The sequence below is a fragment of the Pacificibacter marinus genome, from assembly GCF_018860505.1.
GTDB lineage: Bacteria > Pseudomonadota > Alphaproteobacteria > Rhodobacterales > Rhodobacteraceae > Celeribacter > Celeribacter marinus_B.
Genome location: NZ_JAHKPU010000032.1, coordinates 134,904 through 159,091, shown reverse-complemented (window position 1 = coordinate 159,091; position 24,188 = coordinate 134,904). Strand labels below are relative to the sequence as shown.

The following is a 24,188-nucleotide window of genomic DNA, read 5'->3' as shown; positions in this document are numbered from 1 at the left end:
GGGTCTTAATGACCTGAATCTCTTGTCAAAGTGATCCAATCACATCACCCTTGCGTAACCTTTAAAACAACAGGTTACGACTGGGGCGATTGATGACGGCACTGTGGTGGATACGGCGCGATATGCGGCTTGCGGACAACCCAGCACTATGTGCGGCGGTGCGTGCTGGCGATGTGATCCCTGTGTTCATTCGTGATGGCATTGTTGACGCTTTGGGGGCCGCGCCCAAGTGGCGCATGGGGCTGGGCCTTGAGCACCTGCAAGATCAACTGAAAGCGCTTGGCGGTGACGTGGTGCTGCGCAGTGGTGAGCCGCGCGATGTTTTGGTTCAGCTTGCCCAAGAGACAGGCGCAACATCGGTGTTTTGGTCGCGCTTATATGATGCAGGATGTATTGCGCGTGACACCGATGTGAAATCCAATCTGCAGGCTCATGATGTCGAGGCTCAATCCCTTGCTGGGCATTTATTGTTTGAGCCGTGGTCCGTTGAGACCAAACAGGGCGGATTTTATAAGGTCTACACGCCCTATTGGAACGCGGTCAAACAGCGCGACGTAGATGCGGCCTTGTCAATTCCAGTTTTGAAATTTGCGCCTATGCCAGCAAGTGAAGCGCTAGAAGACTGGCAACTTGGGGCCGCGATGAAGCGCGGGGCAGATGTCGTAATCCACCATGTTCACGTGGGTGAGACCGCAGCCCAAACGCGTCTTGCACGGTTTATCGAAGACCACATAGGCCATTACAAAGCCCGCCGTGATTTTCCGGCAGAGCCTGTATGCTCTGGCCTGTCTGAAAACCTGACTTATGGCGAAATTTCCCCCCGCCAAATCTGGCGTGCAGCTCAAAGGGCGCTGGAAGAGGGCGCCGCAGGGGCAGAGCATTTTTTGAAAGAACTGGTCTGGCGCGAGTTTGCCTATCATTTATTGTATCACAGACCAGATTTGCCGACAGAGAATTATCGATCGCATTGGGGGGATTTCCCGTGGAATACGGATGCGTCGCGTCCTGACGTCGAACGTTGGCGGCGTGGACAAACAGGTATCAAATTTGTCGATGCCGCCATGCGCGAACTCTATGTGACGGGCACGATGCACAACCGCGCGCGGATGATCGTTGCCTCATATTTGACCAAACATTTGATGACGGACTGGCGTCTGGGGCGCGCTTGGTTTGAGGACTGTTTGATTGATTGGGATCCCGCCGCGAATGCGATGGGGTGGCAATGGGTTGCAGGCTGCGGGCCAGATGCGTCGCCCTATTTCCGTATCTTTAATCCAGACGGGCAGATCGAGAAATTCGACAAGCAGGGCGTGTACTTGGGCCGATGGCTTGCAGAAGGTCAAGTTCATCCCAGTGAAACGGCACTTAGCTATTATGACGCCATTCCAAAATCATGGTCTTTGGCACCGCAAGACAGCTACCCAAAACCCATAGCGACTTTGAACGAAGGGCGATTACGTGCGCTTGACGCATACAGTGTTTTGCCAAAATCCGCCTAAAATTAGGGCTGCCACGCGACGAGTCGCGCAAAATATGATAAATTTGACGGGACATCCTTTGAAAAACAGGTGGGACCGACAACCGATAAAGGGGCTATTATGCTTGATTATGCTGCAACACCGCTTGACGATACCGAGGTTTTGACCAGCACACAGGGGCAAAGCAATCTGCCACGTTATTTTGCTCAAGCCTTTGCGATGATCAGCAGATTGGAACGCGGGCAGCTTGATTTTGTACTGACAGATGGGCGTGTTTTTCGTGCCAAAGGCCTTGCCGATGGACCTCACGCTGTTGTTGTGCTGAAAAATGACGATGTTTTTGCGCGGCTCATCCGTGAAGGTGATCTGGGATTTTGTGAAGATTACGTACAAGGTGGTTGGGACACGCCTGATTTGCAGGCATTCATGGATTTGGTTCATGCCGACAATGACGACATGTATGACAGCTTTCCTGGTATGAAGCTGGTGCGCGCCTATGAGCGTCTGCGCCATTGGTTAAATTCAAATTCCAAGCGCCAAGCCCGCAAAAACATCTCGCATCACTATGATTTGGGCAATACGTTTTATGGACTGTGGCTGGATGACAGCATGACCTATTCTTCGGCCTTGTTTGAAACCAATTCAGAAACCCTGTCTGAGGCCCAGATCGCCAAATATCGCTCCATGGTCGATGAAATGGGTGTGAAAGCTGGGGATCATGTGTTGGAAATCGGCTGTGGTTGGGGCGGCTTTGCGGAATATGCAGCCAAGCATCGCGGTTTGAAAGTGACAGGGCTGACCATTTCGCAAGAACAGTTTAACTTTGCGATGAATCGTATTGAAAAGGCTGGACTATCTGATTTGGTGACGCTGAAATTACAAGACTACCGCGACGAGACCGGCCAGTATGACGGGATCGCGTCGATTGAAATGTTCGAAGCCGTTGGAGAAAAATATTGGCCGGTTTATTTTGAGACGGTCCGGCGGTGTTTGAAACCGAAAGCCCGCGCCACGTTGCAAATCATCACCGTGCAGGATCGCCGGTTTGAAATTTACCGCAAGTCCGTTGATTTTATCCAAAAACACATCTTTCCGGGCGGTATGTTGCCATGCCCGACCGTCTTACGGGCACAGATTGCTGACTCTGGTTTGACGTTCGAGCAATCAAAAGAGTTCGGCGAAAGCTACAGCAAGACACTGCGCATGTGGTATGAGGCTTTCAACGCCAACTGGGATCAAATTGAACCGCTCGGATTTGACACAGAGTTCCGTAAAATGTGGAATTTTTATCTGACCTCTTGCGCTGCGACGTTTCACAGTGGAAATTGCGACGTAACACAGATCACAATGTCCAAACTGGATCGGTAACATATGCCTACAGCGCCCAAACTCGCAGCTCTCTTTTGGTATGCCCTCGTTGGCTGGTTCTCGGCGCAATTGGTTATTCCCTATCTTCCTGAGGGATCGCAGGTTGGGAAATTGCTTTTGATCAGCGCGGGCTTCGGCGGCTTTGTTGGCTGGACCTTTGCGGGCAAGCGGGCAGGCGATTCGATGCGTGCAGCCTACGGATATGGTCTGACGGCAATCTTTTTGCTGGTCTTATACTGTGTGTTTTACTTCTCATTCGAAGAAATGATCCGCCGCTCGATGCGCAATCGCTATGACGGCCCGATCCATGCGGTGACGAATTGTGTCGCACTTATGGGGGAACACTTTTTGTTAATGTTGAAATGGGATATTCTGATCGTGTTGATCTTTGGCGGCCTGTTCGGGGGCTGGATTGTCGAAAAAGTAGGACGCAAATGGTCGTAAATTCAGCGTTTGAAACGCTCAAAGGGCGTTTTGCAGACGACGAGATTGCTTATCTTTGTGAAGTCTTGGATGGATCAGAACCCGCGCTAACGGCTGATTTGATCACTGCAGCCGCGCATGAAGTTCTTGCGTATATGCCGTTTGAGCCCGCCAAAGAAGTCGCCCAACGACGCGGCATGATTTTGGTGCGCGCCGACAGTCGACTGAGAGCTGGCATGGGGCGTCCAATGGGGCAGGGCACATCTTTGCGGCGACGTGGTCGTGGACTGGATGCAGTCGATGTTCACGCTAAAGCCTATCCGTATTCCGATTTTTTCGCTGTTGAGGATTTGAAACTAAGACACACACGTTTTGATGGCAGCACCTCTGCCACGATGGATCGCGCAGCTTTTGTGTCTGCTGATGCTGTAACTGTCTTGCCCTATGATCCTATCCGCCAACGCGTGATGTTGGTTGAACAATTTCGGATTGCTCCGTTCGTGCGTGGTGACACACAGCCATGGTTGCTTGAACCCATTGCCGGTCGCGTCGATGCTGGTGAAACAGAGGTCACAACGGCACGGCGCGAAGCCATGGAAGAGGCGGGGATTGCCTTGCGGGATTTGCATCTTGTCAGTGGCTATTACCCATCCCCAGGCGCGTTGACGGAATACATCACTTCATACGTGGGCATCGCTGATTTGCCTGATACCGTGGTTGGCGTTGGTGGTCTGGCATCTGAGCAAGAAGACATCGCCAGTCTGCTTTTAAGCTTTGATGAATTGATGTCTTTGGCCGATCAAGGCGCGTTGGACACGGGGCCTTTGATGGTGTCAGCGCTTTGGCTGGCCCGTCACAAAGACAGGCTAGACCAAACGTAGTTTCGGCCTATTTTTTCTTAATGATAAGCGGCTAAGTCTTTTTCGGCTGCATCCACAGCCAAATCAGAGCTGCCCCCGCCAAGGTCAAAAGCGGGATCATCGCAAGGTTCACGGCGCTCCACCCGTCTTGCGGTGTGCCGCCAGAGCAGTTCATCAACCCACCTGATGCGAGCGAGGCAAAAGTCACGCCACCGAACACCAAAAGATCGTTCATGCCTTGAACGCGTCCGCGCTCTGATGGCTCATGCGACGATGACAGCATCGCTGTGGCTCCGATAAAGCCGAAATTCCAACCGATCCCAAGGAACACAAGAGCGACAAAAAAGTTGCCAAGTGAAATGCCCGACAGTGCCACGAGGCCAGCCATACCCAAAATCGCCAAACCGATGGCCATGATTTTTTCGACCCCAAAACGTGCAATCAAGGAACCGGTGAAGAATGAGGGAATGAACATCGCTAACACGTGAAAAGACACCACGTCGGCGGCTTTGTTTTGGGTGAAGCCACAGCCCACAACTGCTAAAGGTGTCGCGGTCATTACTAGGTTCATCAAGGCGTAAGACACCATGCCAACGATGATCGCCACGGCAATACGCGGCGTTTTCAACAGTTGCCATTTCGACCGCCCAAGGCTTTCACCCGCTTTCGCAATAGGGGGCTTGGGGATGTTGAGGAATAAAAACAGCGACGAGCCGATGATATTGATTGCAATCACTGCCAAGTAAGTGCCCAGAAACGGCACGACCATGGCTTGCGATGTGAGTTTAACCAATTGAGGTCCGATGATGGCAGAGGCCAATCCGCCCGCCATCACATAAGAAATCGCCTTGGGGCGAAATTCTTCTGAGGCCGTGTCGGTGGCTGCAAAGCGAAAGAAACCTTGGGAGGATTGATATACGCCGGTGAACAAACCACCGACAACGAACAACCAAAAGTTTTGTTGCAGCAAAGCGATGGCACCAATGGCCGCGCCCAGCGCGCCAGCGCCAGCGCCGATGAAAAACCCGACCCTGCGCCCATGTTTTTGCATGATGTTCGACATCGGCGTCGCCGTTAACATCGATCCCAGTACAGTGGCCGTGATTGGCAGAGTCGCGAAACACAGGTTCGATGCCAAAGATTGCCCCGCAAGCCCAGCGATGGTGAAAATCATCGCCATCTGCGCGCCCAAAAAGGCTTGCGCCGCCACCAAGATATAGACATTGCGTTTGGCGCGGGCGTGATCGGCAGGTAAAATCGGGCTTGTCATGATGAAACTTCTTTTGGCCAAGGCGTCAGGCCTATGTGTGTAACGTTTTTATGCGCAAAAAACACGCGACAAATTGTGCGCATGGGGCACCACAATTGTGATCATTCGGCGTTATGCGCGGTCGATCAAATGCATGAACGACCCTGACACCGATCCGTTGATCAATCCTGTGTCAGGCAATTCCTGATCCATAGCGTCTTTGACCTTAAACAAAGGTCTGCCTGTGGCTTTCAATGTGGTGGCGTAGTGAAATTCATGCGCGCGCCACGATCCTTGGAAAATCCCGCATTCAGATTGCACTGCACGGTAGCCCAAATGCAGCTGACGTGTTGCGAAGGATGTCTCTAACCCCAAAAGCCCCGCCATCTTATGCCGATGGCCTGTGGCGTCGATCATGCCATCGCCCAAAACCATATATCCACCGCATTCGCCATAAACGGCACGACGTGCGGCGGCTTCGCGTAGGCCTTGCATGAAGTGATGATTGCTTGCCAACTGGCCCGCGTATAATTCGGGGTAGCCACCGGGCAAATAGGTCAATTCGACTGGCGGCGGTGCTTGATCTGCGAGAGGCGAAAAGACCGAAACCTCAGCGCCTTGAGAGCGCCAATCTGCCAAAAGATGCGGATAGGCAAAGGCAAAGGCGGCGTCTTGTGCCACGGCAATGGTTTGCGCAGGAGGCGTCAAAGCGGCATGTTTCGGGGCAGGGGCGACCTCACCCGCGCATGTCAAAATAGCTTCCAGATCGACATGAGCGGCAAGGCTGTCAGCCACAGTGTTTAGATAAGCATCCAAATCATGGCGCTCTTGGGCTTGAACCAATCCAAGATGACGATCTGGGTGAATAATATCAGCGCTGCGCGGCACAGCGCCCAAAACTGGCACATTCACATGGGCCAAAGCACGCACAAGCATATCACGGTGACGCTGTGATCCGACCTTATTCAAGATGATTCCCGCTATGTTGATACGTGGATCATGCGCGATAAATCCCGCCACAACTGCACCAATGCTTTGCGCCATACGCGCGGCATCAATCACCAAGATCACCGGAATATCAAAAAGCCGCGCCAGATCAGCCGAAGCCCCCTTGCCATCCAATGCAGGATCAAGGCTTGGCGCACCGTCAAACAATCCCATCGCACCCTCAATGACCAACGTTGTGTCAGTGCCACATTGCGCAATGGATTTCAGACGACCATCGCCCATCGCCCATGCATCAAGATTGAAACAGGGCTGCCCGCAGGCAGCTTCATGAAAGCGTGGATCAATATAATCAGGGCCTGATTTTGCGCCACGTACAGCATGACCACGTCGCGTCAGCGCGCGCAAAATTCCCAAAGTTAAAGTGGTTTTGCCGGATCCAGAGCTGGGAGCGGCGATCAAGACGGCACGGGTCAATCGCGCAACTCAGCGGGTTTTCCGCGTCCCAAAGGGTCAAGATTGCGTGGTTTTTCGCCCCGCTCCAAAGCCTGCCAATCCAATACCTGACGCATCAAAACGGAACGCCCCACGCAGATAATCGCAGGCGGCCCCATGTCGGTATTGGCGATGTCGCCCAGCATTGCGCCCAAAGTGGTCTCTAACACCTTTTGGTTTGGTGTCGTCGCTTGGGACACAATAGCGACCGGCTCACCCATCCCGCGTCCTGCCCCAAGCAGGCCTGCACGAATAGAGGGCGCGTGTTTCATGCCCATATAGATGACCAAGACACCTGAGGCGCGTGACAAAGCATCCCAATCAAGCGTCTTCGTCGCTTCGCCGGTTTGATCGTGGCCCGTGACAAAGGTGACGGCTTGGTTCACATCGCGGTGGGTCACAGGAATACCCGCATAGGCCAAACCGCCGATGCCCGCGGAAATGCCGGGGACAATGCGCACATTGATCCCGTGTTGGATCAAGGTCTGCGCTTCTTCGCCACCACGACCAAAGACAAAAGGATCGCCACCTTTGAGCCGCATCACCCGTTTGCCTTGTTGTGCCAATTCCACCAAGGTCAGAGAAATATCGATCTGCTTGGCAGACGGTTTGCCACCACGTTTGCCTGCATATATTTTTTCAGCGTCATCACGCGCCCATTGCAAAATTTCAGGCGCAACCAGTGCGTCATATACAATCACGTCCGCTTGGCGCAGCGCATTCACCGCATGCAATGTCATAAGACCGGGGTCGCCGGGGCCTGCGCCGCAGAGCCAAACCCATCCGGGTTCGATGGCGGGCCAATTGCCATTGGGCAAGGGAAGTGTGGTGAGTGTTGATTCTGTCATAATCGATTTATGACGCAGCGGGCGGAGCTAGGAAAGGCCCGTCAGAAGCACTTGTGTCGCCTTTGGACAAGAAAACGCATAGCAATTCGTCACAGGCCCGTTTTATAGTCGGCACAATGACAAATACACCCACACCATTGCGCCGGGGCTGGACCACGGGCGCTTGTGCCACCGCCGCCACGCGCGCGGCTTTGATGCAGCTGTGGGGCGAGGGCTTTCCCGATAAGGCGCGCATCACTTTGCCAAAGGGCGAGCGGCCTGAATTTGCTCTATCTTATACAGCGACAGGGACTGAACAGGGCGCGGGTTGGGCCGAGGCGGGTATCATCAAAGACGCAGGCGATGATCCCGATGTCACCCATGGGGCTGAAATTCGCGCCAGAGTATCGCGCTCAACTGGTGGTGTCGTGTTCAAAGCGGGCGAGGGCGTGGGCACCGTGACCAAAGCAGGCCTGCCGATTGGCGTGGGTGAACCCGCGATCAATCCTGTCCCGCGCGAAATGATGACAGCGCAAGTCACCGAGATGGCCGCACGTTTGGGGCAAAGCCCTGATGTCGAGATCACGATCTCTATCCCTGATGGTGCTGAGATCGCCCTGAAAACATGGAACCCGCGCCTCGGTATTCTGGGCGGCTTGTCCGTTTTGGGCACCACAGGTGTCGTGAGGCCGTTTTCATGTGCCGCTTGGATCGCCTCTATTCATCGTGGTGTTGATGTGGCCCGTGCCGAAGGTCTGTCGCATCTGTCTGGCTGCACAGGCGCCACGTCTGAACGCATTGTTCAGGCGCACCATGGGCTGACAGATGCAGCTATGCTGGATATGGGCGATTTCGTTGGCGGGATGTTGAAATATATCGTCAAACACCCTGTGCCACGCGTGACCATTGGCGGTGGTATCGGCAAAATCGCAAAGCTTGCCCAAGGCGAGATGGATTTGCATTCCAAACGCGGCCAAGTGGACTTGCAATTTTGGGCAGACCGTCTTGATCTGCCTGACATTGCCTCTGCCAATACGGCCCTTGAGGCCAGCCAGATCGCAGGCCCTATTTTTGCAAAAACCGTGGCTGAAACAGCCTTAGACACCGTCAATGCGCGGTTTAAAACAGGTTGTGATGGCGCAACAATTCAGTATGACATCGTGGTGATCGACCGCGCAGGGGCCATTTTGGCCACAGCTTCTTAAGAAAGACCAATGCTATGATCCTACTTCTCGCGGGCACCGCTGAGGCGCGCAATTTGGCAGGCTACTTGAAGGATGCGAACATTGCTTGCATCGCTTCATTGGCGGGGGCAACGCGCAATCCGATTGATTTGGGTGTGCCCACGCGCATCGGCGGTTTTGGCGGGGCTGAGGCTTTTGAGGCCTTTTTGATCGGTGAAAACATCACAGCCGTGATCGATGCCACTCATCCTTTTGCCGATAAAATCACCGCCCGCACAGCGCAGATTTGTAAAGACCGCGCCCTGCCGTATTTGCGTTTTGAACGTGCCCAATGGATTTCGCGCACAGGTGATGCTTGGCATCGTGCTGACAGCTATGCAGATTTAGATCAATTGATCCCCAAAGGGGCGCGAGTGTTTGTGGCGACGGGGCGTCAAAGTCTAGAACATTACGGGCCGTTGCAAGATCGTCATCTGATGTGTCGGGTGATTGATGCGCCGACAGAACCGTTTCCGTTAGGCACTGGCGAATGGATCATCGGGCGCCCGCCGTTTTCTGAGGCGCATGAACGCGACATGTTCGCGCGGCTCAAACCTGATTGGCTTGTGGTGAAAAACGCAGGCGGGGCAGGTGGTAAAACCAAACTGGCCGCCGCACGCGCTTTGGGTATTCAAGTGGCGATGATGACACGCCCCGAAGCGCCTGAAGGGATTGAGCGGCGCGAACAGATTTGCGATGCGCTGGAATGGGCAGAGCAATTCGCATGAGGCGCATCACCTGTCAGGCAGATGTGGATGCGGATGCTGCTATTTTGGCAGCAACAATCCCACACTTTGCCAAGGCTTACGATTTAACTGGGCCATTGCCTTTGCGGTTGCGCCAAGACGGTTTCGAAGAATTGATGTCGGCGATTGTCTCTCAGCAGGTTTCAGTGGCCTCAGCCAAGGCCATCTGGCAACGGGTTGTAGATGCGCAGTTACACACCGAATCCGCTGTGTGCGCCGCCACAGATGACGAATTGCGTGCTTGTGGATTGTCGCGGCCTAAAGTGAAATATGTCAGAGCTTTAGCTGAGGCGCGGATCGATTTTGAGGCGCTGCGCAATGCCTCAACGGATGAGGTCATAACTGTGCTGACCCAAGTCAAAGGCGTTGGGCGCTGGACGGCAGAAATCTACGCCAAATTTTCGCTTGGCCATGCGGATGTCTTTGCTGCCAATGATTTGGCTTTGCAAGAGGCCGCAAAAATTCTGTTTGAATTGGACGCCCGCCCAACCGAGACACAGATGCGCGCCATGGCCGCAGATTGGGCTCCCTATAGATCTGTTGCAGCGCGGCTTCTATGGGCCTATTACCGTGTTGAGAAAACCCGTGAAGGAATACGTTGATGTCTGTGCTTGACCATAAAATGAAAGAAAGCCAATCTGGCTCGGCCCACTCCGTTGTGGTGTTTTTGCATGGTTACGGGGCCAATGGCGCGGACCTTTTAGGGCTGGCTGACCCCATGGCCGAACATATGCCCGACACGATTTTTTATGCGCCTGATGCCCCTGAACTGTGTGCTGGCGCGCCTGGTGGGTTCCAATGGTTTCCTATTCCTTGGATCGATGGCTCTTCTGAGGAAGAATCGCGGATCGGTATGGAGCGTGCATCCCATGAATTGAACGCCTATTTGGACGATATTCTTGTCGATCTTGATCTTGAACCTGCACAGATGGCCGTGGTTGGTTTTTCACAAGGCACCATGATGGCGCTGCATGTCGCCCCGCGCCGCGAAGATGCTGTTGCGGGTGTCGTTGGTTTTTCGGGCCGTTTGCTAGAACCTGAGATGCTTGAAGATGAATTGCGCGTGAAAATGCCAATTTTGTTGGCCCATGGCGATGAAGACAATGTTGTGCCGCCACAGTCTATGCCGGATGCTGTGCAAGCATTGGAGGCCGCAGGATTTGAGAAAGTCTATGCGCATTCTATGGAAGGCACGGCTCATGGAATCGACCCAGAAGGGCTTTCCGTGGCTTTGGCTTTCTTGCGCGAACGGCTTGGATACGAATAAACGTAACACAAGGTTGTTGGTGTGGGGGCGCTGTGACATGGAAATGCCACGCGCTTTCAAGTGACCTAACGTTATTGACTATAATTTTAGGTTTTTCGCCGATTACATTCAGAACCGCTTGACGATCTGCGCCACATTGTTACCATTTTGTTAAGAACCAGTTGGAGGAGAGTCCCATGGACCTGATTATCACTTTGAGCGCCCTATCTGTTTTACTGATTGCTGGCGTCGCGTATGTCCCTCAGCAGCAGCCACGTAAAATTCGCGTCCGCGTCGAAGACAAGCGTCGCTAAAATTTAGCTGCGAACAGCTTTAGGTTCGTTTGATATATCTGGTGTGCCGATTTTGGTCACACCGTACCAAATGAAAGATCGTATGGATTACCATGCGATCTTTTTTTATGCACTCTGTCACACAGACGTCATCACACACGCCTTATTATGCACCCCATACGGATCATATATACAGGGGTCTTGCCAGCTATCATCCCCGATATATAGTGAGGGTATGTCTAGGACGCGCGCCTGACCAAAGACGCCCGAGCCTTGGCATATGTGCAAGAGGTGCGATTGGAAGTACAGATGGACAGTGAGTTTCGAACCGATTTCGTCAGAGAACCGAATATTCGCAAGGCGCATCCCGCTTTGGTGCTCAATGCGGATTACCGCCCCTTGTCCTATTATCCTCTGTCTTTGTGGCCATGGCAGGAAGCAATCAAAGCAGTTTGGTTGGATCGCGTCGAAATCGTTGCCGAATACGACCAAGTGGTGCGCAGTCCCAGACATGAGATTAAGATCCCGTCTGTTGTTGTCCTGAAAGATTATGTCAAACCTCAAAAGCGCGTGGCCTTCACGCGCTTTAATTTGTTTTTACGGGATGAATTTTGCTGTCAGTACTGCGGTTCGATGGGCAATTTGACCTTTGATCACGTTATTCCACGTGCACGGGGCGGTATCACTTCATGGGAAAATGTCGTTGCAGCCTGTCAACGATGTAATCTGCGCAAAGGATCGAAATCTCTGCGTCAAATCGGCATGCAGCTGCGCAAAACGCCGCGCGCGCCGGAATGCGAGCAATTGCGCAATGTCGGACGAAAATTTCCGCCAAATCACTTGCATGACAGTTGGATCGACTTTTTGTATTGGGATTCGGAGTTGGAAGCCTAAGCCTGCGTCTACGCTGAACAGGGTGCGTGACAGAATCTATGTCTCATGCTCACGACCCAAGGCAATGCGGGAGCGGCGTGATGTTACGCAAGGTGCCAGTCTTGAGCCAAAGCTTTAGCAAATTGGTGAAAAAGCCGTCCCGCGGCTGTCATTTTTGGCGATGACATTAGGATCGATGAATTTTTCACCATAGTGCCATTTCGGGTGGGGGCGTTAAAGTCTTTCATAGGGCCATCCGTTGCGACGTGAACTATCTGTGATATGCGTTTGTAACCTGTTAAAAAAGCATCTTGTGCCATGCTACCGTATTGTGATCATGTCACTATTTGTGGGGCAAGTGGTATGCCAAAAGAGTGGCAGACGAATGAGGCATCGGGTGCTAGACTTTGCAGAATTAGGGCGTTAAACCTTGCGCGTTAGCGCTAACGATGTTTTGGAAAAAGCTGTCGTTGCGGTGAAATACAATGGTGAAGGTGATCCGCGCAAACAGCGCCGCCTGAACACACAAAGGAGACACATCATGGTGTCACGCGTCATTCCGGTCGAAACCTTCGATTTGGTTATTTTTGGTGGCACGGGCGATCTGGCCCGCCGCAAAATTTTACCTGGCTTGTACCGTCGTTTTTGTTCTGGTCAAATGCCCAGCGATGCCCGCATCATTGGTGCTGCGCGCTCTGACTTTGGCACATCAGAGTTTCGTGATCTCGTGCGTGATGCCATACATGAGTTCTCTGAAAAGAACGATTGCGACGAATGTAACATCGAAGAATTTTTGGCGCAGTTGGACTACGTCACCATCGATGCGAAAGGCGAGGGCGGATGGTCTGAGTTGAAAGCCATGATGCGCAACGATGTTGTCAAAGCCTTCTATTTCTCAGTCGCGCCCAGCCTGTTCGGCGCGATTGCAGAGCGGTTGCACATGAACGGTATTTCTGATGCTGACAGCCGTATCGTGGTTGAAAAACCATTCGGGCGTGATTTGGTGACAGCTAAGGCGTTGAACGGCGATTTGGCGGCTCATTTCGACGAGACGCAGATCTACCGCATCGATCATTACCTTGGCAAAGAAACCGTGCAAAACCTTATGGCTGTACGGTTTGGCAATATCTTGTTCGAACCGTTGTGGAACGCACAATACATCGATCATATCCAGATCACAGTGGCGGAAACTGTTGGTGTGGGCGGGCGCGGTGAATATTATGACCGTGCGGGTGCCATGCGCGATATGGTGCAAAACCACTTGATGCAGCTGTTGTGCTTGATCGCGATGGAGCCGCCAAGTAAATACGACCCTGACGCTGTGCGCGATGAAAAGCTAAAAGTTATCCGTGCCTTAGAACCTATTGCGCCGCATCACATCGTACGCGGTCAATATGACGCGACCGAGACCGAGCAATCCTACCGCGACGACGCGGGCGATCCGAAATCGCGCACCGAAAGCTATATCGCGTTGCGCTGTCAAATCGCCAACTGGCGGTGGGCCAATACGCCGATTTACATCCGTACGGGCAAAAAACTCAAAGCGCGCGCCTCTGAAATTGCTGTTGTGTTCAAAGAGACTCCGCATTCGATTTTTGGCGAAGAGGCTGGTACACACGCCAATGTCTTGCGCATTCGGTTGCAACCCAATGAGGGCATGACTTTGCAGGTGACGATCAAAGAACCTGGCCCTGGCGGGATGCGTTTGGTCGATGTGCCGCTGGATATGTCATTTGCCGATGCTTTGGGTGATGAAGATGATGTGCCAGATGCCTACGAACGTTTGATCATGGATGTGATCCGTGGCAACCAAACGCTGTTTATGCGTGGCGATGAAGTCGAGGCCGCTTGGGCGTGGACCGATCCGCTGATCAACGGCTGGACCGCGCGCAACGATGTGCCAAAGCTGTATGATGTTGGCTCTGCTGGGCCTGATGACGCGGCTTTGATGCTCAAACGTGAAAACCGTGCTTGGCGGGAGATCAAAGAATGAACTTTGTAGAGTATGCAGACCGCGATGCATTGATGCTTGATTTGGCGGATATCATCGCAGGGGAATTGAGAGCGGCGCTGGATCACTCTGATCGTGCCTCTTTATGTGTGCCGGGCGGCACCACGCCAGGGCCGATTTTCGACACCTTGTCGGGGGTACATTTGGCGTGGGATCGGATCGATATTTTGCTCAATGATGAACGCTGGGTGCCTGAAACCTCTGATCGGTCTAACACGGCGCTGCTTAAGCGGCGCTTGGTCACTGGGCATGCCTCTGAGGCGGCTTTGATTCCGTTGCACACGGACGTGCCAACACCTGAAGAGGGTTTGGATGGCTTGATGCCTGCTGTCGACGCCGCATTGCCGCTTGATGTTTTAGTGCTTGGCATGGGGCTTGATATGCACACGGCGAGCCTGTTCCCCGGTGCCGATCAACTCGCACTTGGTCTATCAGATGATGCACCGACATTGCTTGCGATGCGTGCGCCCGGTGCGCCTGAGCCGCGGATCACCCTGTCTGCTAAGGCTTTGAAATCAGCCGTGTCTACGCATATTTTGATCACAGGCACCGAAAAACGCGACGCTTTGGAACGAGCGCGTAAATTGCAGCCTTTCGACGCGCCGATTGCAGCTTTCTTGCAAGGCGCAACTGTGCACTGGGCCGCATAAAACGCGTGGCAGATGGCCCAAACTATGCGCCAATTTCGCCTCATCCCATTAGGGACAGATAAACTGTTTAAGACTAAAATGGGGTCACCCCCTGATAGGAGATACCATGTCCGTTGATTTTTCCGGATTGAAAGCATTGAACGCAGCGGCTGCAGATCGCCACATTCTTGATCTGTTTGCCGATGATGCCGTGCGGGCTCGGTCGTTTTCTGTCGAAGCGGACGGGCTTTTGTTTGACTACTCGAAAACCAATATCGATGCAGCGCAAAAGACTGCGTTGATTGATCTGCTCGAGCAGGCCGATGTGGCAGGCAAACGCGATGCGATGTTCAGTGGTGAAAAAATCAACGACACCGAAGGGCGCGCTGTTTTGCACACGGCGCTTCGCAATCTTGATGGCGATGACATCACGGTCGATGGCGCGGGCATCATGAAAGATGTGCGTCATGTTTTGGCTCGTATGGATGATTTTGCCGATCGTGTGCGCCGCGGCGACATCACATCATCCTCCAATGCGCCGTTTGAAAACATCGTTAATATCGGGATTGGTGGATCTGATCTTGGCCCTGTGATGGCCTATGAGGCCTTGCGCCCTTACGCCGACGGGCCGCAGTGTCATTTTGTATCCAATGTTGACGGCGCGCATATCTATGATGTGTTGAAGGGGCTTAACCCTTTGACCACATTGGTTATTGTCGCCTCTAAAACCTTTACAACAATCGAGACTATGACCAACGCCCAAACCGCACGGGATTGGCTTGTTGAACATGTCGGCGAAGAGGGTATTTCACGTCATTTCGCAGCACTGTCCACAGCGCGTGACAAAACGGCTGCCTTTGGCGTTGATCCTGATCTTGTGTTCGGATTCGAGGATTGGGTTGGTGGTCGTTATTCTGTTTGGGGCCCTATCGGTCTGCCTTTGATGCTGGCGATTGGTCCACAACATTTCGCGGATTTCTTGCGTGGTGCGCAAGCGATGGACACACATTTTCGCACCGCAACTTGGGGCGAAAACCTGCCTGCGCTTTTGGCTTTGACGGGAATTTGGCACAATCAAGTCTGCGGTCACGCTACGCGTGCCGTTTTGCCATATGAACAACGTCTTGTGCGACTGCCGGCCTATTTGCAGCAGCTGGAAATGGAAAGTAACGGCAAACGGGTGTCAATGGATGGCGAAGATTTGCCCTTCGAGTCTGGCCCTGTTGTTTGGGGGGAACCTGGCACCAATGGCCAACACGCGTTTTATCAGTTGATTCACCAAGGCACGCGGGTTGTCCCTTGTGAATTTATGGTTGGAAAATACGGTCATGAAGCGGGTCTTGAGCATCAACATGAATTGCTTGTGTCCAATTGCTTGGCGCAATCCGAGGCGTTGTTGCGTGGCCGATCCTTGGATGAGGCGCGTGCCATCATGCGTGCCAAAGGCTTTGAAGGGGCGGAACTGGAACGCCAAGCGCGCCACCGTGTGTTCCCGGGCAATCGCCCAACAACAACATTGGCTTACGAGCGCCTCACCCCGTTTGTATTGGGACAAATCGTGGCCCTTTATGAACACCGCGTCTTTGTCGAAGGTGTCGTCCTGGGGATTAACTCTTTCGATCAATGGGGTGTTGAGCTTGGCAAAGAGCTTGCTGTTGCGTTGCAACCTGTTTTGGCTGGCGCTGAGGATGGCGCTGATAAAGACGGATCAACGAGAAACCTTGTAAAGTTCCTTCAAGTTTAGCTCGTTCAATCATTGTTAATAAGGCTCGCTGGGGAAACCTAGCGAGCCTTTTCCATGTTAAACGACCCTGCGTTATTGGTGGGGGATACAGTTTCTTGCTCTTGACCTTCTTCTTGACGATCCCTAAATTCAAATCAGTTCTCAGGGCGGGGTGTAATTCCCCACCGGCGGTTATAGTCCGCGAGCGCCTCGCACGTAAAAAGGCTTGGGTCAGCAGATCTGGTGAAATTCCAGAACCGACGGTTAAAGTCCGGATGGTAGAGAATGGAATGCGGGCAGGGGGCTTTGGCTCGTCGTGCGCGTTCCTTCGAGCTCTGGGACCTAACAGTGTAAACTCAAGGGTTCCAAAATGACAAATATGACTTCAAATTTCGAAACATCTTCTCCTCGCATCGCGTTCATTCGTGCCCGTTGGCATGCCGATATTGTGGATCAAGCCCATGTTGGTTTTCTCGCACAAATGACAGAGCATGCGCCAAACGCCACAACAGATGTCTATAATGTCCCCGGTGCATTCGAAGCACCGCTTTTGGCGAAACGTTTGGCCAAAACTGGCAAATATGATGCCATCGTTGTCGCGGCCTTGGTCGTCGATGGCGGCATTTACCGTCATGACTTTGTTGCTGACGCTGTGGTGTCAGGGTTAATGCAAGCGCAACTGGAAACAGAAGTTCCGATGTTCTCGGTGTCTTTGACGCCGCATCATTTTCATTCCACAGAAGATCACATCAAGTTCTATACAGAACATTTTGTGAAAAAGGGCGCCGAGGCCGCAAATGCCGTGCGTGATATTCTGGAGTTGGAATTGCCTGAGCTGGTTAGTGAATGAGCGCAGTTGCCTAACTGGACTTTTCGACAAATAAATAAGCCGCCCTTTGGGCGGCTTTCATTTTTGACATCAATACTTGTTGAGGCTGTGATGCAGTGGGAGGGCCTGTCTAGCCGTTCCAAGTGCGGATGGGACCGCAATCCATATGTACAAAGTTAGAGCCGCGATAGGATCCAACGCCGCCAGCAGAGCAGGACTTGGCAGCAGATGCCATTTGGCTCACGGAGCGAGATTTAAGGCGCAAATCCGCAGCTTCGCCCTGCATGTGTAAGGATTTTTTGGCAACCCCGCTTGAGCGAGAGCGCAGCATGTTGTTTGTTTCGGGTGAGCGATAGCCGGAGAGCAACATATAAGGCTCATTCACGTCCATCAATCCATGCGCAGCGGCCATAATATCAATGGTGCGGGCGTCAATGGATTTCACTTTATTGTTGCGCCAATCACGGAAGAAATAGGTGACTTCTTTAAGGGCTTCTTTGATATATTTGCCTTCGACCCAATAAATGGTGTCGATGCTTTCCCCAGTACGACCTGAATACATGCGCAATCTGCGAATGTCGCCAGACCCTCGCAGAAACCCTGCTGCATTGGCGTAAACTGGAGCAGCAGAAAGGCTAGCGGCTGCAAAGCTGCGCAAAAGTGTGCGCCGTGTAAGTGTACTGGACTTGTCTGTCGTCATGATCTCAAGCGTCCCGTTTCTATCATTCCCGCCTCAACGCGGTTTGTTCGTTTGTGCCGTTTTGCGACATTCTAACGCATTCACTGTCTTCAATATTGACCTAAATCGTCCCCAAAAGAGGGCTACGTAAAGGTCAGGGCTTTGCCTCAAAGAGGTCTTGGACGCAAACCATAGTCTCGCTGATGAAACAGTTGATGGACCAAAACAATTTCAAAGCTTTGCTTCGATCAACCCCATTCGTCAGTCTGAGTTCACTGATATGCCTGTAGGTCTTATGTCATAAAGTGAATCACCCTCCAAGCCTCGCTTTTTTGAGTGGCATTAAATGGCCGAAAGTAGGCAAGAATTTGCGCATTTTGGCTGAAAATTCTCGATAGGCATTGAAAAATACGGCCGAGCGCTAGTGCGTGTTGGGAAAAATCAAGGGGAACTGTGGGGGCATTTGATCACGATAAAATGTGTGCCTTGGTGACCACACGGGGCATTTCTGGCCAGTTTCCCCCTCACACAGTAAGGGAAATCGTGTACTTTGAACGCTAGTTTCCTGTCTTTTTTGAGGATGATCATGTTTTCCATTTTAGCACCACGCACAACGCTCGCGGCGCGTTTAGCGTCTGCCGCGTCGCAGAGTTTGCGACTCGGTTTCATTGCCATTTTTTCGATGGCCTTTATTGCTGCCGCCCCTGATAAGGCGTCTGCCCAGCAAGTGACTGCGATGATGCAGTCCATCGCTGAGGCGGCCTCCAAATCCAAAGAGCTGTCGGAGTATTATCGTGCGACGGGCTATAAGCCGATCTTTGCAGACAATACAGGTCGTGCACGCAATCGTCGTCAGGCTTTATTGCGTGCGCTGGATTCTGCCCCTGAACATGGTATTGCGCCCTATGACACAAGTTTGTTGAAAGCCAATATGCGTGCGATCAAATCCGAACGTGATTTGGGCCGCGCTGAAGTGGCAATGGCGACATTGTTTTTGGATTACGCCAGAGACATGCAAACGGGTCAATTGATCCCATCACGTATCGACGGCGAAATTGTGCGCCAAGTTCCGTACCGTGATGGTGTGTCGCTGATGGACAGTTTCGCAAAGTCTACACCATCCGCTTTTTTGAAAAGTTTGATGCCAAAGTCGCCAGAATATACGCGGTTGCTTAAAGAAAAACTTGTGCTGGAAAAAACGCTTGGCAAAGGCGGCTGGGGACCACAGGTCAACGGCAAGACGCTTGAACCTGGTCAATCCAACGCAAATGTTGTTGCTTTGCGTGATCGTTTGATCGCGATGGGATACCTCAAGCGCAACGCAAGCACTGTTTATGACGCGAACATTCAAAAAGCTGTGCAATTGTTCCAACAGCGTCATGGCTTGTCTGCTGATGGTGTTGCGGGTGCAGGGACATTGAAAGAGTTGAATGTCGAGCCTGAGCAGCGCCTCGCGTTGATTCATGTGGCGCTGGAACGTGAACGTTGGATGAATATCGAACGCGGCAAACGCCATATCTGGGTGAACATCACAGATTTTTCAGCCAAGATCATCGACAATGACAGTGTGACGTTTCAAACGCGTTCTGTCGTTGGTGCCAATGATTCAAACCGTCGCACACCAGAGTTTTCAGACGTCATGGAGCACATGGTGATCAACCCAACTTGGAATGTGCCTCGCTCTATTGCTGTTCGTGAATACTTGCCTTTGATGCAAAAGAACCCAGGGGCTGCAGGGCATTTGCGTTTGGTGGATTCTCGTGGTCGCACAGTGAACCGCGCCAATGTGAACTTCAATTCATACACATCAAGAACCTTTCCGTTTAACCTGAAACAGCCACCGTCTGACGGCAATGCTTTGGGTTTGGTGAAGTTCATGTTCCCAAACAAATACAATATCTACCTGCACGACACACCGTCCAAGAGCCTATTCGCACGCGAAGCCCGCGCGTTTTCACATGGCTGTGTGCGTTTGCAAGATCCGTTTGATTTTGCCTACGCCTTGCTTGCCAAACAGTCCAACGACCCAGTGGGGCTGTTTCAGTCACGTTTGAAATCTGGCGTTGAATCTGTTGTCGGTTTGGACGAGCAAGTGCCTGTGCACATCGTTTACCGCACAGCGTCGACTGTTGCGAAAGGCGGCATGGAGTACCGTCGCGATGTTTACGGTCGCGATGCGAAGATTTGGTCTGCTTTGCAAAAACGTGGTGTTCAACTGCGCGCAGTTGGCAGCTAAATTAAGGTTTCTGTCAGATCTAAGGGGCGTCCTGCGGGGCGCCCTTTATCGTTTGTGGCGCAAGCGAGACGATAAAACTTGCTGCCAAGTTTGGCCTCGGTCCTTTCCATGCGTGTCTTGAGGCATTATGTCAAAGGAACACATGTATTCTCAAAGGTTTCATCATGACAGGCATCACAATTTCAGACTTGGCACAGCGCATCGGCGCGCCATTTGAGGGCAATGGCGCATTGCTTGTGACGTCTGCCAGTGAACCCAGAACCGCTGATGCCGATCACATCGCTTTGGCGATGGACCCGAAGTTTGCACCAGAACTGGCCAATGGGTCTGCGCGTGCGGCAGTGCTTTGGGAGGGGGCCGATTGGAAGTCTTTCGGATTGGAGGCAGCCATTTTGGTACGCCGTGGGCGTTTGGCAATGGCCACGATCACAGCCAGTTTTGATGCAGGTCTTGGCCTTGCAAAAGGCATTCACCCCAGCGCCGTGGTCGATCCTACGGCGATCATTGGCGCTGATGTGTCAATCGGTCCGCTGGTTGTGATTGGCGCTGGCGCTGTCATCGGTGATTGTTGTCAGATTGCGCCACAAGTGACTGTTGGGGCAGGGGTTCACATCGGACCTGACGCCGTGATCCATTCCGGTGTGCGGATTGGTGCGCGGGCACAGGTTGGCGCACGCATTTATATTCAGCCCGGGGCTGTGATTGGTGCGGATGGGTTTTCTTTTGTCACTCAAGAGGTCTCAGCCGTTGAGCAAGCGCGTGAAAGCCTTGGGGCCAATGTCGAGGCCAAGGGCCAAAGCTGGCTGCGCATCGCCTCAATTGGCGGTGTAATCATTGGCGATGATGTTGAGATTGGGGCCAATGTTACCATCGATCAAGGCACCATTCGGGCCACACAAATCGGCTCGGGCAGCAAGCTCGATAACCAAGTGCACATCGGTCACAATGTGATTGTCGGCCAGCACTGTTTGCTGTGCGGGCAAGTTGGTATTGCGGGCTCTACCGTCTTGGGCGATTTTTGCGTCATGGGTGGCCAAGCAGGAGCCGCCGACAATATCAAAATCGGATCGGGTGCCATTATCGGTGCGGGGTCCGGTGTGTTGTCGAATGTCCCGAAAGGCAAGGCGATGATGGGCTATCCTGCGGTCGCTATGCAAACCCATATTGATATGTATAAATCTTTACGGCGCTTGCCACGTGCTTTAAAAGATCTGGCCTCAAAGAAGGGGGGCTAAGATCAGGCGACGTTTTTGACACCCCACTGTCATATTTTTCTGTTTTACAGCCAAATGCTTCGGTCTAAATTCTATACAGGCCGTGAAAGATGGAGACACCGAAATGTCTGATGAGATCAAAACAAAGATTATCGCGATCATCGCCGAGCAAGCCGTGCTTGAGCCCAGTGACGTGCGCGACGACCAAGACTTAGATGACCTTGGAATCGACAGTCTCGGCCTTGTCGAATGTATTTTTGCCATTGAGGAAACCTTTGATATTTCTGTGCCGTTCAACGCGAACGAGCCAGATCAATCGGATTTTGATATCTCTTCTGTGTCGGCGATTGTCAAAGCTGTTCAAGGATTGATAGCTGAGCAATCGTCATGAAACGCGTCGTCATCACGGGGGCGGGGACAGTCAACGCTTTGGGGCTAGATGTACCTTCAACCTTAGAGGCTATGCGTGAAGGCCGCTGCGGCATATCAGAACTGAAATTTCGTGATGTGGACAGGCTGTCGATCAAAATTGGCGGTCAAATTCATGGCTGGACCACTGAAAACCGCTTCAACCGTCAGCAAATCGCTTTGTATGACCGTTTCACGCAGTTTGCGTTGACGGCAGCGAAAGAAGCGATCGAGCAATCGGGTTTGGAATTTATCGGTGATCTTGCAGCTAAGTCAGGGGTGATTTTTGGTACATCTGGTGGCGGTTTGAACACCCAAGATGACAATTACCGCATGGTCTATGAAGAGGGCAAAAACCGCGTTCACCCTTTCGTGGTGCCCAAGCTGATGAACAATGCGTCCTGTTCGCATGTCTCGATGGAATACAACCTTAAAGGGCCAAGCTTCACCGTGGCCACGGCCTGCGCCTCAAGCAATCACGCGATGGGGCAGGCGTTTAACATGGTGCGTTGCGGCATGGCGACGGCGATGGTCACGGGCGGATCGGAATCCATGCTGTGTTTTGGCGGCGTTAAAGCATGGGAAGGTTTGCGGGTGATGTCGAAAGACGCCTGTCGTCCGTTCAGTCTCAATCGTAACGGTATGGTACAAGGCGAAGGTGCTGCGGTGTTTGTGTTCGAAGAATATGAGCACGCAAAAGCCCGTGGTGCTGAGATTTTATGCGAAGTGATCGGTTTTTCTATGACCTCGGATGCCTCTGATATTGTGATGCCCTCCAAGCAGGGCGCAGCGCGGGCCATTGCTGGCGCGATGGCTGATGCGCAGATCACCCCCGAAGATATCGGCTATATCAATGCCCATGGCACTGGCACGGCTGCCAACGATAAAACCGAATGCGCTGCCGTGGCGGATGCGCTGGGACATCATGCGGATACCGTGATGATGTCCTCGACCAAATCGATGCATGGGCATTTGATTGGCGGTACTGGTGCTGTTGAGCTTTTGGCCTGTATCATGGCGCTCAAAGATGGGGTGATCGCGCCCACGATCAACTATGAAGAGCCCGATCCCGAATGTGCGCTGGACGTGGTGCCTAATGAGGCCCGCGATGCGGATGTGGACGTCGCTCTGTCAAACGCTTTTGCTTTTGGTGGTTTGAATGCGGTGATTGCCCTGCGCAAAGCCTCTTAGTTTAAAATGCGATGAGCCATAAAAAACGACCGTCACATCATCTGCGACGGTCGTTTTGTTAATGTGCAGGTGGTTTATTCTGCGGCAGGTGTTGCCGCGGCACGCGCTGCCAAGTTGAGTTCGGTCACGCGGTTATAGGCCGCAGTGAAGCCGGTCAAAGATACGGATACAGGAACTTGTACGTCAGGCGCTGCAGAAGGCACGATCGTCAATGTGGCTTTGGAGCCTTTTTTAAACAGATCTATATCTGCTGTGGCTAGGCCAATGCGTGCTTGGCATCCTGTTGGTGCGCATACTGAGAATGGGTAACGACGCCCATTGGCCCCATCAACAGTCAGTGTCAGTTGCTCTGTGAGCAAAGTGTCTAAAGGCACGGTGACTGTGGCTGCACCGTCGATGCCGCCATTGCCAAGGTGGAATAAAGACATTTCAGCCACTGGGTTTTCTTGCTCATCTTGCAACAGTTGGAACATGGAACAGGGGTCTGATTGGCCTTCTGGCGCTTTGAGGCAATTGATGTTCCAATCGCCGTGTTGCTCAAGCGTGTAAGGTTGACCAATGCCGCCAGTTTCATCAAGGGGCGTGCCTGTGCTGAGGCCTGGAACCGTTGCGGTGGTCTCTGGTGCGGCAGGTTCTGCGTCTTGCGCCGTCGCAGCAAAACACAATCCAAATGAAATGACGGTGCTCAGGGTGAACGTTTTCGTGCTGTTCGCGAAGTTCATATGAAATCCATAAATTCTTGAGTCAATTTGTACATTTTCTATCATGATGATCTTGGGGTGTCAGGCGGATTTTACAGGTTTCGTCTGAAAACAATGGTTATTGGCAAAACAGGCAAACTCTTGCTTGCGTAGGGAAGTGACAGGTGACCGGACTTCAAGAGTCTCAAAAGGGCGCCAGCTTTCGCGTGGCACCCCTTTGGTGATCTTGTCATTGTGTAAGATCAATTTGCTCCCTGTCGGACATGGCCGACGCATTGATGAAAAATCTAGGCAAGAAAATTTAGGGCGTCAACGACAATTTAGATGAAAACTTGCTGAGTTTGAGGTTTGACAAAAAAAGAGGCCGCGGTGATTTGCGTCACGCGCGGCCAGTCTGACAGGGAGGAAGTCAATTCAGACCTAGGAAGGACATGGTCTGAACACCGATCATACTGACACCATTTGGTTAAAATTGTATTGTTGCGCGCAACGATGGATATAGTGACCCGCAACAGGTGCGGAATCAGTTGGAGAAACAGTA

The 24,188-nt window shown here is 52.5% G+C and carries 22 protein-coding genes and 1 riboswitch; of the genes, 17 read left to right on the top strand and 5 right to left on the bottom strand.

The window, feature by feature from the left end; genetic code table 11:
* Positions 1-92: 92 nt before the first annotated feature.
* The 4 genes from KO503_RS12515 (at position 93) to KO503_RS12500 (ending at position 4,150) form a co-directional block, all read left to right on the top strand.
* On the top strand, positions 93-1,499 hold the full coding sequence (locus KO503_RS12515) for a cryptochrome/photolyase family protein (RefSeq protein ID WP_215991884.1): 1,407 nt from the start codon (positions 93-95) through the stop codon (positions 1,497-1,499).
* 99 nt (positions 1,500-1,598) lie between these two features.
* Complete coding sequence (locus KO503_RS12510) at positions 1,599-2,846, top strand: SAM-dependent methyltransferase (RefSeq protein WP_215991883.1); 1,248 nt, start codon at positions 1,599-1,601, stop codon at positions 2,844-2,846.
* A gap of 3 nt (positions 2,847-2,849) precedes the next feature.
* Entirely contained in the window at positions 2,850-3,290 is a 441-nt protein-coding gene (locus tag KO503_RS12505) for a TrgA family protein (protein ID WP_215991882.1), read from the top strand.
* The gene (locus KO503_RS12500) at positions 3,281-4,150 is read left to right on the top strand and encodes an NUDIX domain-containing protein (RefSeq protein ID WP_215991881.1); all 870 of its coding nucleotides are present in this window, start codon (positions 3,281-3,283) and stop codon (positions 4,148-4,150) included. The genes KO503_RS12505 and KO503_RS12500 overlap by 10 nt, the downstream gene beginning before the upstream one ends.
* Before the next feature lie 31 nt (positions 4,151-4,181).
* Here the strand turns inward: KO503_RS12500 and KO503_RS12495 are convergent, their stop codons facing one another.
* The 3 genes from KO503_RS12495 to cobA form a co-directional block, all read right to left on the bottom strand.
* A complete protein-coding gene (locus tag KO503_RS12495; protein ID WP_215991880.1) occupies positions 4,182-5,399 on the bottom strand; it encodes an MFS transporter in 1,218 nt (405 codons plus the stop codon).
* Between the two features lie 111 nt (positions 5,400-5,510).
* Complete coding sequence (locus KO503_RS12490; RefSeq protein ID WP_215991879.1) at positions 5,511-6,800, bottom strand: cobyrinate a,c-diamide synthase; 1,290 nt, start codon at positions 6,798-6,800, stop codon at positions 5,511-5,513.
* Positions 6,797-7,666 carry a uroporphyrinogen-III C-methyltransferase gene (gene cobA, locus KO503_RS12485; RefSeq protein WP_215991878.1) on the bottom strand — a complete coding sequence of 290 codons (870 nt, stop codon included), beginning with the start codon at positions 7,664-7,666 and terminating at the stop codon, positions 6,797-6,799. The genes KO503_RS12490 and cobA overlap by 4 nt, the downstream gene beginning before the upstream one ends.
* Positions 7,667-7,782: 116 nt before the next feature.
* Here cobA and KO503_RS12480 point away from each other — a divergent pair, with 116 nt between their 5' ends.
* The 9 genes from KO503_RS12480 (at position 7,783) to KO503_RS12440 (ending at position 17,239) form a co-directional block, all read left to right on the top strand.
* Positions 7,783-8,850 carry a cobalt-precorrin-5B (C(1))-methyltransferase gene (locus KO503_RS12480; protein WP_215991877.1) on the top strand — a complete coding sequence of 356 codons (1,068 nt, stop codon included), beginning with the start codon at positions 7,783-7,785 and terminating at the stop codon, positions 8,848-8,850.
* A gap of 14 nt (positions 8,851-8,864) precedes the next feature.
* Entirely contained in the window at positions 8,865-9,596 is a 732-nt protein-coding gene (locus tag KO503_RS12475; RefSeq protein WP_215991876.1) for a cobalt-precorrin-6A reductase, read from the top strand.
* Positions 9,593-10,216 carry a DNA-3-methyladenine glycosylase family protein gene (locus tag KO503_RS12470; protein WP_215991875.1) on the top strand — a complete coding sequence of 208 codons (624 nt, stop codon included), beginning with the start codon at positions 9,593-9,595 and terminating at the stop codon, positions 10,214-10,216. The genes KO503_RS12475 and KO503_RS12470 overlap by 4 nt, the downstream gene beginning before the upstream one ends.
* Positions 10,216-10,881 (top strand): alpha/beta hydrolase, encoded by a 666-nt coding sequence (locus KO503_RS12465; protein ID WP_215991874.1) that lies wholly within the window; start codon positions 10,216-10,218, stop codon positions 10,879-10,881. The genes KO503_RS12470 and KO503_RS12465 overlap by 1 nt, the downstream gene beginning before the upstream one ends.
* A gap of 581 nt (positions 10,882-11,462) precedes the next feature.
* Positions 11,463-12,047, top strand: a complete 585-nt coding sequence (locus tag KO503_RS12460; protein ID WP_215943028.1) for an HNH endonuclease — start codon at positions 11,463-11,465, stop codon at positions 12,045-12,047.
* Between the two features lie 520 nt (positions 12,048-12,567).
* Complete coding sequence (zwf, locus tag KO503_RS12455) at positions 12,568-14,019, top strand: glucose-6-phosphate dehydrogenase (protein WP_215991997.1); 1,452 nt, start codon at positions 12,568-12,570, stop codon at positions 14,017-14,019.
* Positions 14,016-14,687, top strand: coding sequence for a 6-phosphogluconolactonase (pgl, locus tag KO503_RS12450; protein ID WP_215991873.1), 672 nt, complete (start codon positions 14,016-14,018; stop codon positions 14,685-14,687). Before zwf ends, pgl begins: the two co-directional genes overlap by 4 nt.
* A gap of 106 nt (positions 14,688-14,793) precedes the next feature.
* Positions 14,794-16,410: a glucose-6-phosphate isomerase gene (pgi, locus tag KO503_RS12445; protein ID WP_215991872.1), complete on the top strand. Its 1,617-nt coding sequence runs from the start codon at positions 14,794-14,796 to the stop codon at positions 16,408-16,410.
* A 133-nt stretch (positions 16,411-16,543) separates the two neighbouring features.
* A riboswitch (FMN riboswitch) is annotated at positions 16,544-16,680 on the top strand.
* 88 nt (positions 16,681-16,768) lie between these two features.
* Positions 16,769-17,239 carry a 6,7-dimethyl-8-ribityllumazine synthase gene (locus KO503_RS12440; RefSeq protein ID WP_215991996.1) on the top strand — a complete coding sequence of 157 codons (471 nt, stop codon included), beginning with the start codon at positions 16,769-16,771 and terminating at the stop codon, positions 17,237-17,239.
* A 109-nt stretch (positions 17,240-17,348) separates the two neighbouring features.
* Here the strand turns inward: KO503_RS12440 and KO503_RS12435 are convergent, their stop codons facing one another.
* Positions 17,349-17,918, bottom strand: coding sequence for a YcbK family protein (locus KO503_RS12435; protein ID WP_215991871.1), 570 nt, complete (start codon positions 17,916-17,918; stop codon positions 17,349-17,351).
* 565 nt (positions 17,919-18,483) lie between these two features.
* On the opposite strand from KO503_RS12435, the gene KO503_RS12430 reads away from it, so the two are divergent.
* The 4 genes from KO503_RS12430 (at position 18,484) to KO503_RS12415 (ending at position 22,946) form a co-directional block, all read left to right on the top strand.
* The gene (locus KO503_RS12430; protein WP_354667589.1) at positions 18,484-20,133 is read left to right on the top strand and encodes a L,D-transpeptidase family protein; all 1,650 of its coding nucleotides are present in this window, start codon (positions 18,484-18,486) and stop codon (positions 20,131-20,133) included.
* 164 nt (positions 20,134-20,297) lie between these two features.
* Positions 20,298-21,368: a UDP-3-O-(3-hydroxymyristoyl)glucosamine N-acyltransferase gene (gene lpxD, locus KO503_RS12425; protein ID WP_215991870.1), complete on the top strand. Its 1,071-nt coding sequence runs from the start codon at positions 20,298-20,300 to the stop codon at positions 21,366-21,368.
* 103 nt (positions 21,369-21,471) lie between these two features.
* Positions 21,472-21,738 carry a phosphopantetheine-binding protein gene (locus KO503_RS12420; RefSeq protein WP_215991869.1) on the top strand — a complete coding sequence of 89 codons (267 nt, stop codon included), beginning with the start codon at positions 21,472-21,474 and terminating at the stop codon, positions 21,736-21,738.
* Positions 21,735-22,946, top strand: coding sequence for a beta-ketoacyl-[acyl-carrier-protein] synthase family protein (locus KO503_RS12415; RefSeq protein ID WP_215991868.1), 1,212 nt, complete (start codon positions 21,735-21,737; stop codon positions 22,944-22,946). The genes KO503_RS12420 and KO503_RS12415 overlap by 4 nt, the downstream gene beginning before the upstream one ends.
* A 74-nt stretch (positions 22,947-23,020) precedes the next feature.
* On the opposite strand, the gene KO503_RS12410 is transcribed toward KO503_RS12415, so the two are convergent.
* Positions 23,021-23,668 carry an invasion associated locus B family protein gene (locus tag KO503_RS12410; RefSeq protein ID WP_215991867.1) on the bottom strand — a complete coding sequence of 216 codons (648 nt, stop codon included), beginning with the start codon at positions 23,666-23,668 and terminating at the stop codon, positions 23,021-23,023.
* Positions 23,669-24,188 lie beyond the last annotated feature (520 nt).

Excerpts from the sequence above, each read along its gene's own strand:
- KO503_RS12515 (WP_215991884.1), top strand. The coding sequence starts at position 93 with ATGACGGCACTGTGGTGGATACGGCGCGATATGCGGCTTGCGGACAAC.
- KO503_RS12510 (WP_215991883.1), top strand. The coding sequence starts at position 1,599 with ATGCTTGATTATGCTGCAACACCGCTTGACGATACCGAGGTTTTGACC.
- KO503_RS12505 (WP_215991882.1), top strand. The coding sequence starts at position 2,850 with ATGCCTACAGCGCCCAAACTCGCAGCTCTCTTTTGGTATGCCCTCGTT.
- KO503_RS12500 (WP_215991881.1), top strand. The coding sequence starts at position 3,281 with ATGGTCGTAAATTCAGCGTTTGAAACGCTCAAAGGGCGTTTTGCAGAC.
- KO503_RS12495 (WP_215991880.1), bottom strand. The coding sequence starts at position 5,399 with ATGACAAGCCCGATTTTACCTGCCGATCACGCCCGCGCCAAACGCAAT.
- cobA (WP_215991878.1), bottom strand. The coding sequence starts at position 7,666 with ATGACAGAATCAACACTCACCACACTTCCCTTGCCCAATGGCAATTGG.
- KO503_RS12480 (WP_215991877.1), top strand. The coding sequence starts at position 7,783 with ATGACAAATACACCCACACCATTGCGCCGGGGCTGGACCACGGGCGCT.
- KO503_RS12475 (WP_215991876.1), top strand. The coding sequence starts at position 8,865 with ATGATCCTACTTCTCGCGGGCACCGCTGAGGCGCGCAATTTGGCAGGC.
- KO503_RS12470 (WP_215991875.1), top strand. The coding sequence starts at position 9,593 with ATGAGGCGCATCACCTGTCAGGCAGATGTGGATGCGGATGCTGCTATT.
- KO503_RS12465 (WP_215991874.1), top strand. The coding sequence starts at position 10,216 with ATGTCTGTGCTTGACCATAAAATGAAAGAAAGCCAATCTGGCTCGGCC.
- KO503_RS12460 (WP_215943028.1), top strand. The coding sequence starts at position 11,463 with ATGGACAGTGAGTTTCGAACCGATTTCGTCAGAGAACCGAATATTCGC.
- zwf (WP_215991997.1), top strand. The coding sequence starts at position 12,568 with ATGGTGTCACGCGTCATTCCGGTCGAAACCTTCGATTTGGTTATTTTT.
- pgl (WP_215991873.1), top strand. The coding sequence starts at position 14,016 with ATGAACTTTGTAGAGTATGCAGACCGCGATGCATTGATGCTTGATTTG.
- pgi (WP_215991872.1), top strand. The coding sequence starts at position 14,794 with ATGTCCGTTGATTTTTCCGGATTGAAAGCATTGAACGCAGCGGCTGCA.
- KO503_RS12440 (WP_215991996.1), top strand. The coding sequence starts at position 16,769 with ATGACTTCAAATTTCGAAACATCTTCTCCTCGCATCGCGTTCATTCGT.
- KO503_RS12435 (WP_215991871.1), bottom strand. The coding sequence starts at position 17,918 with ATGACGACAGACAAGTCCAGTACACTTACACGGCGCACACTTTTGCGC.
- KO503_RS12430 (WP_354667589.1), top strand. The coding sequence starts at position 18,484 with ATGTTTTCCATTTTAGCACCACGCACAACGCTCGCGGCGCGTTTAGCG.
- lpxD (WP_215991870.1), top strand. The coding sequence starts at position 20,298 with ATGACAGGCATCACAATTTCAGACTTGGCACAGCGCATCGGCGCGCCA.
- KO503_RS12420 (WP_215991869.1), top strand. The coding sequence starts at position 21,472 with ATGTCTGATGAGATCAAAACAAAGATTATCGCGATCATCGCCGAGCAA.
- KO503_RS12415 (WP_215991868.1), top strand. The coding sequence starts at position 21,735 with ATGAAACGCGTCGTCATCACGGGGGCGGGGACAGTCAACGCTTTGGGG.
- KO503_RS12410 (WP_215991867.1), bottom strand. The coding sequence starts at position 23,668 with ATGAACTTCGCGAACAGCACGAAAACGTTCACCCTGAGCACCGTCATT.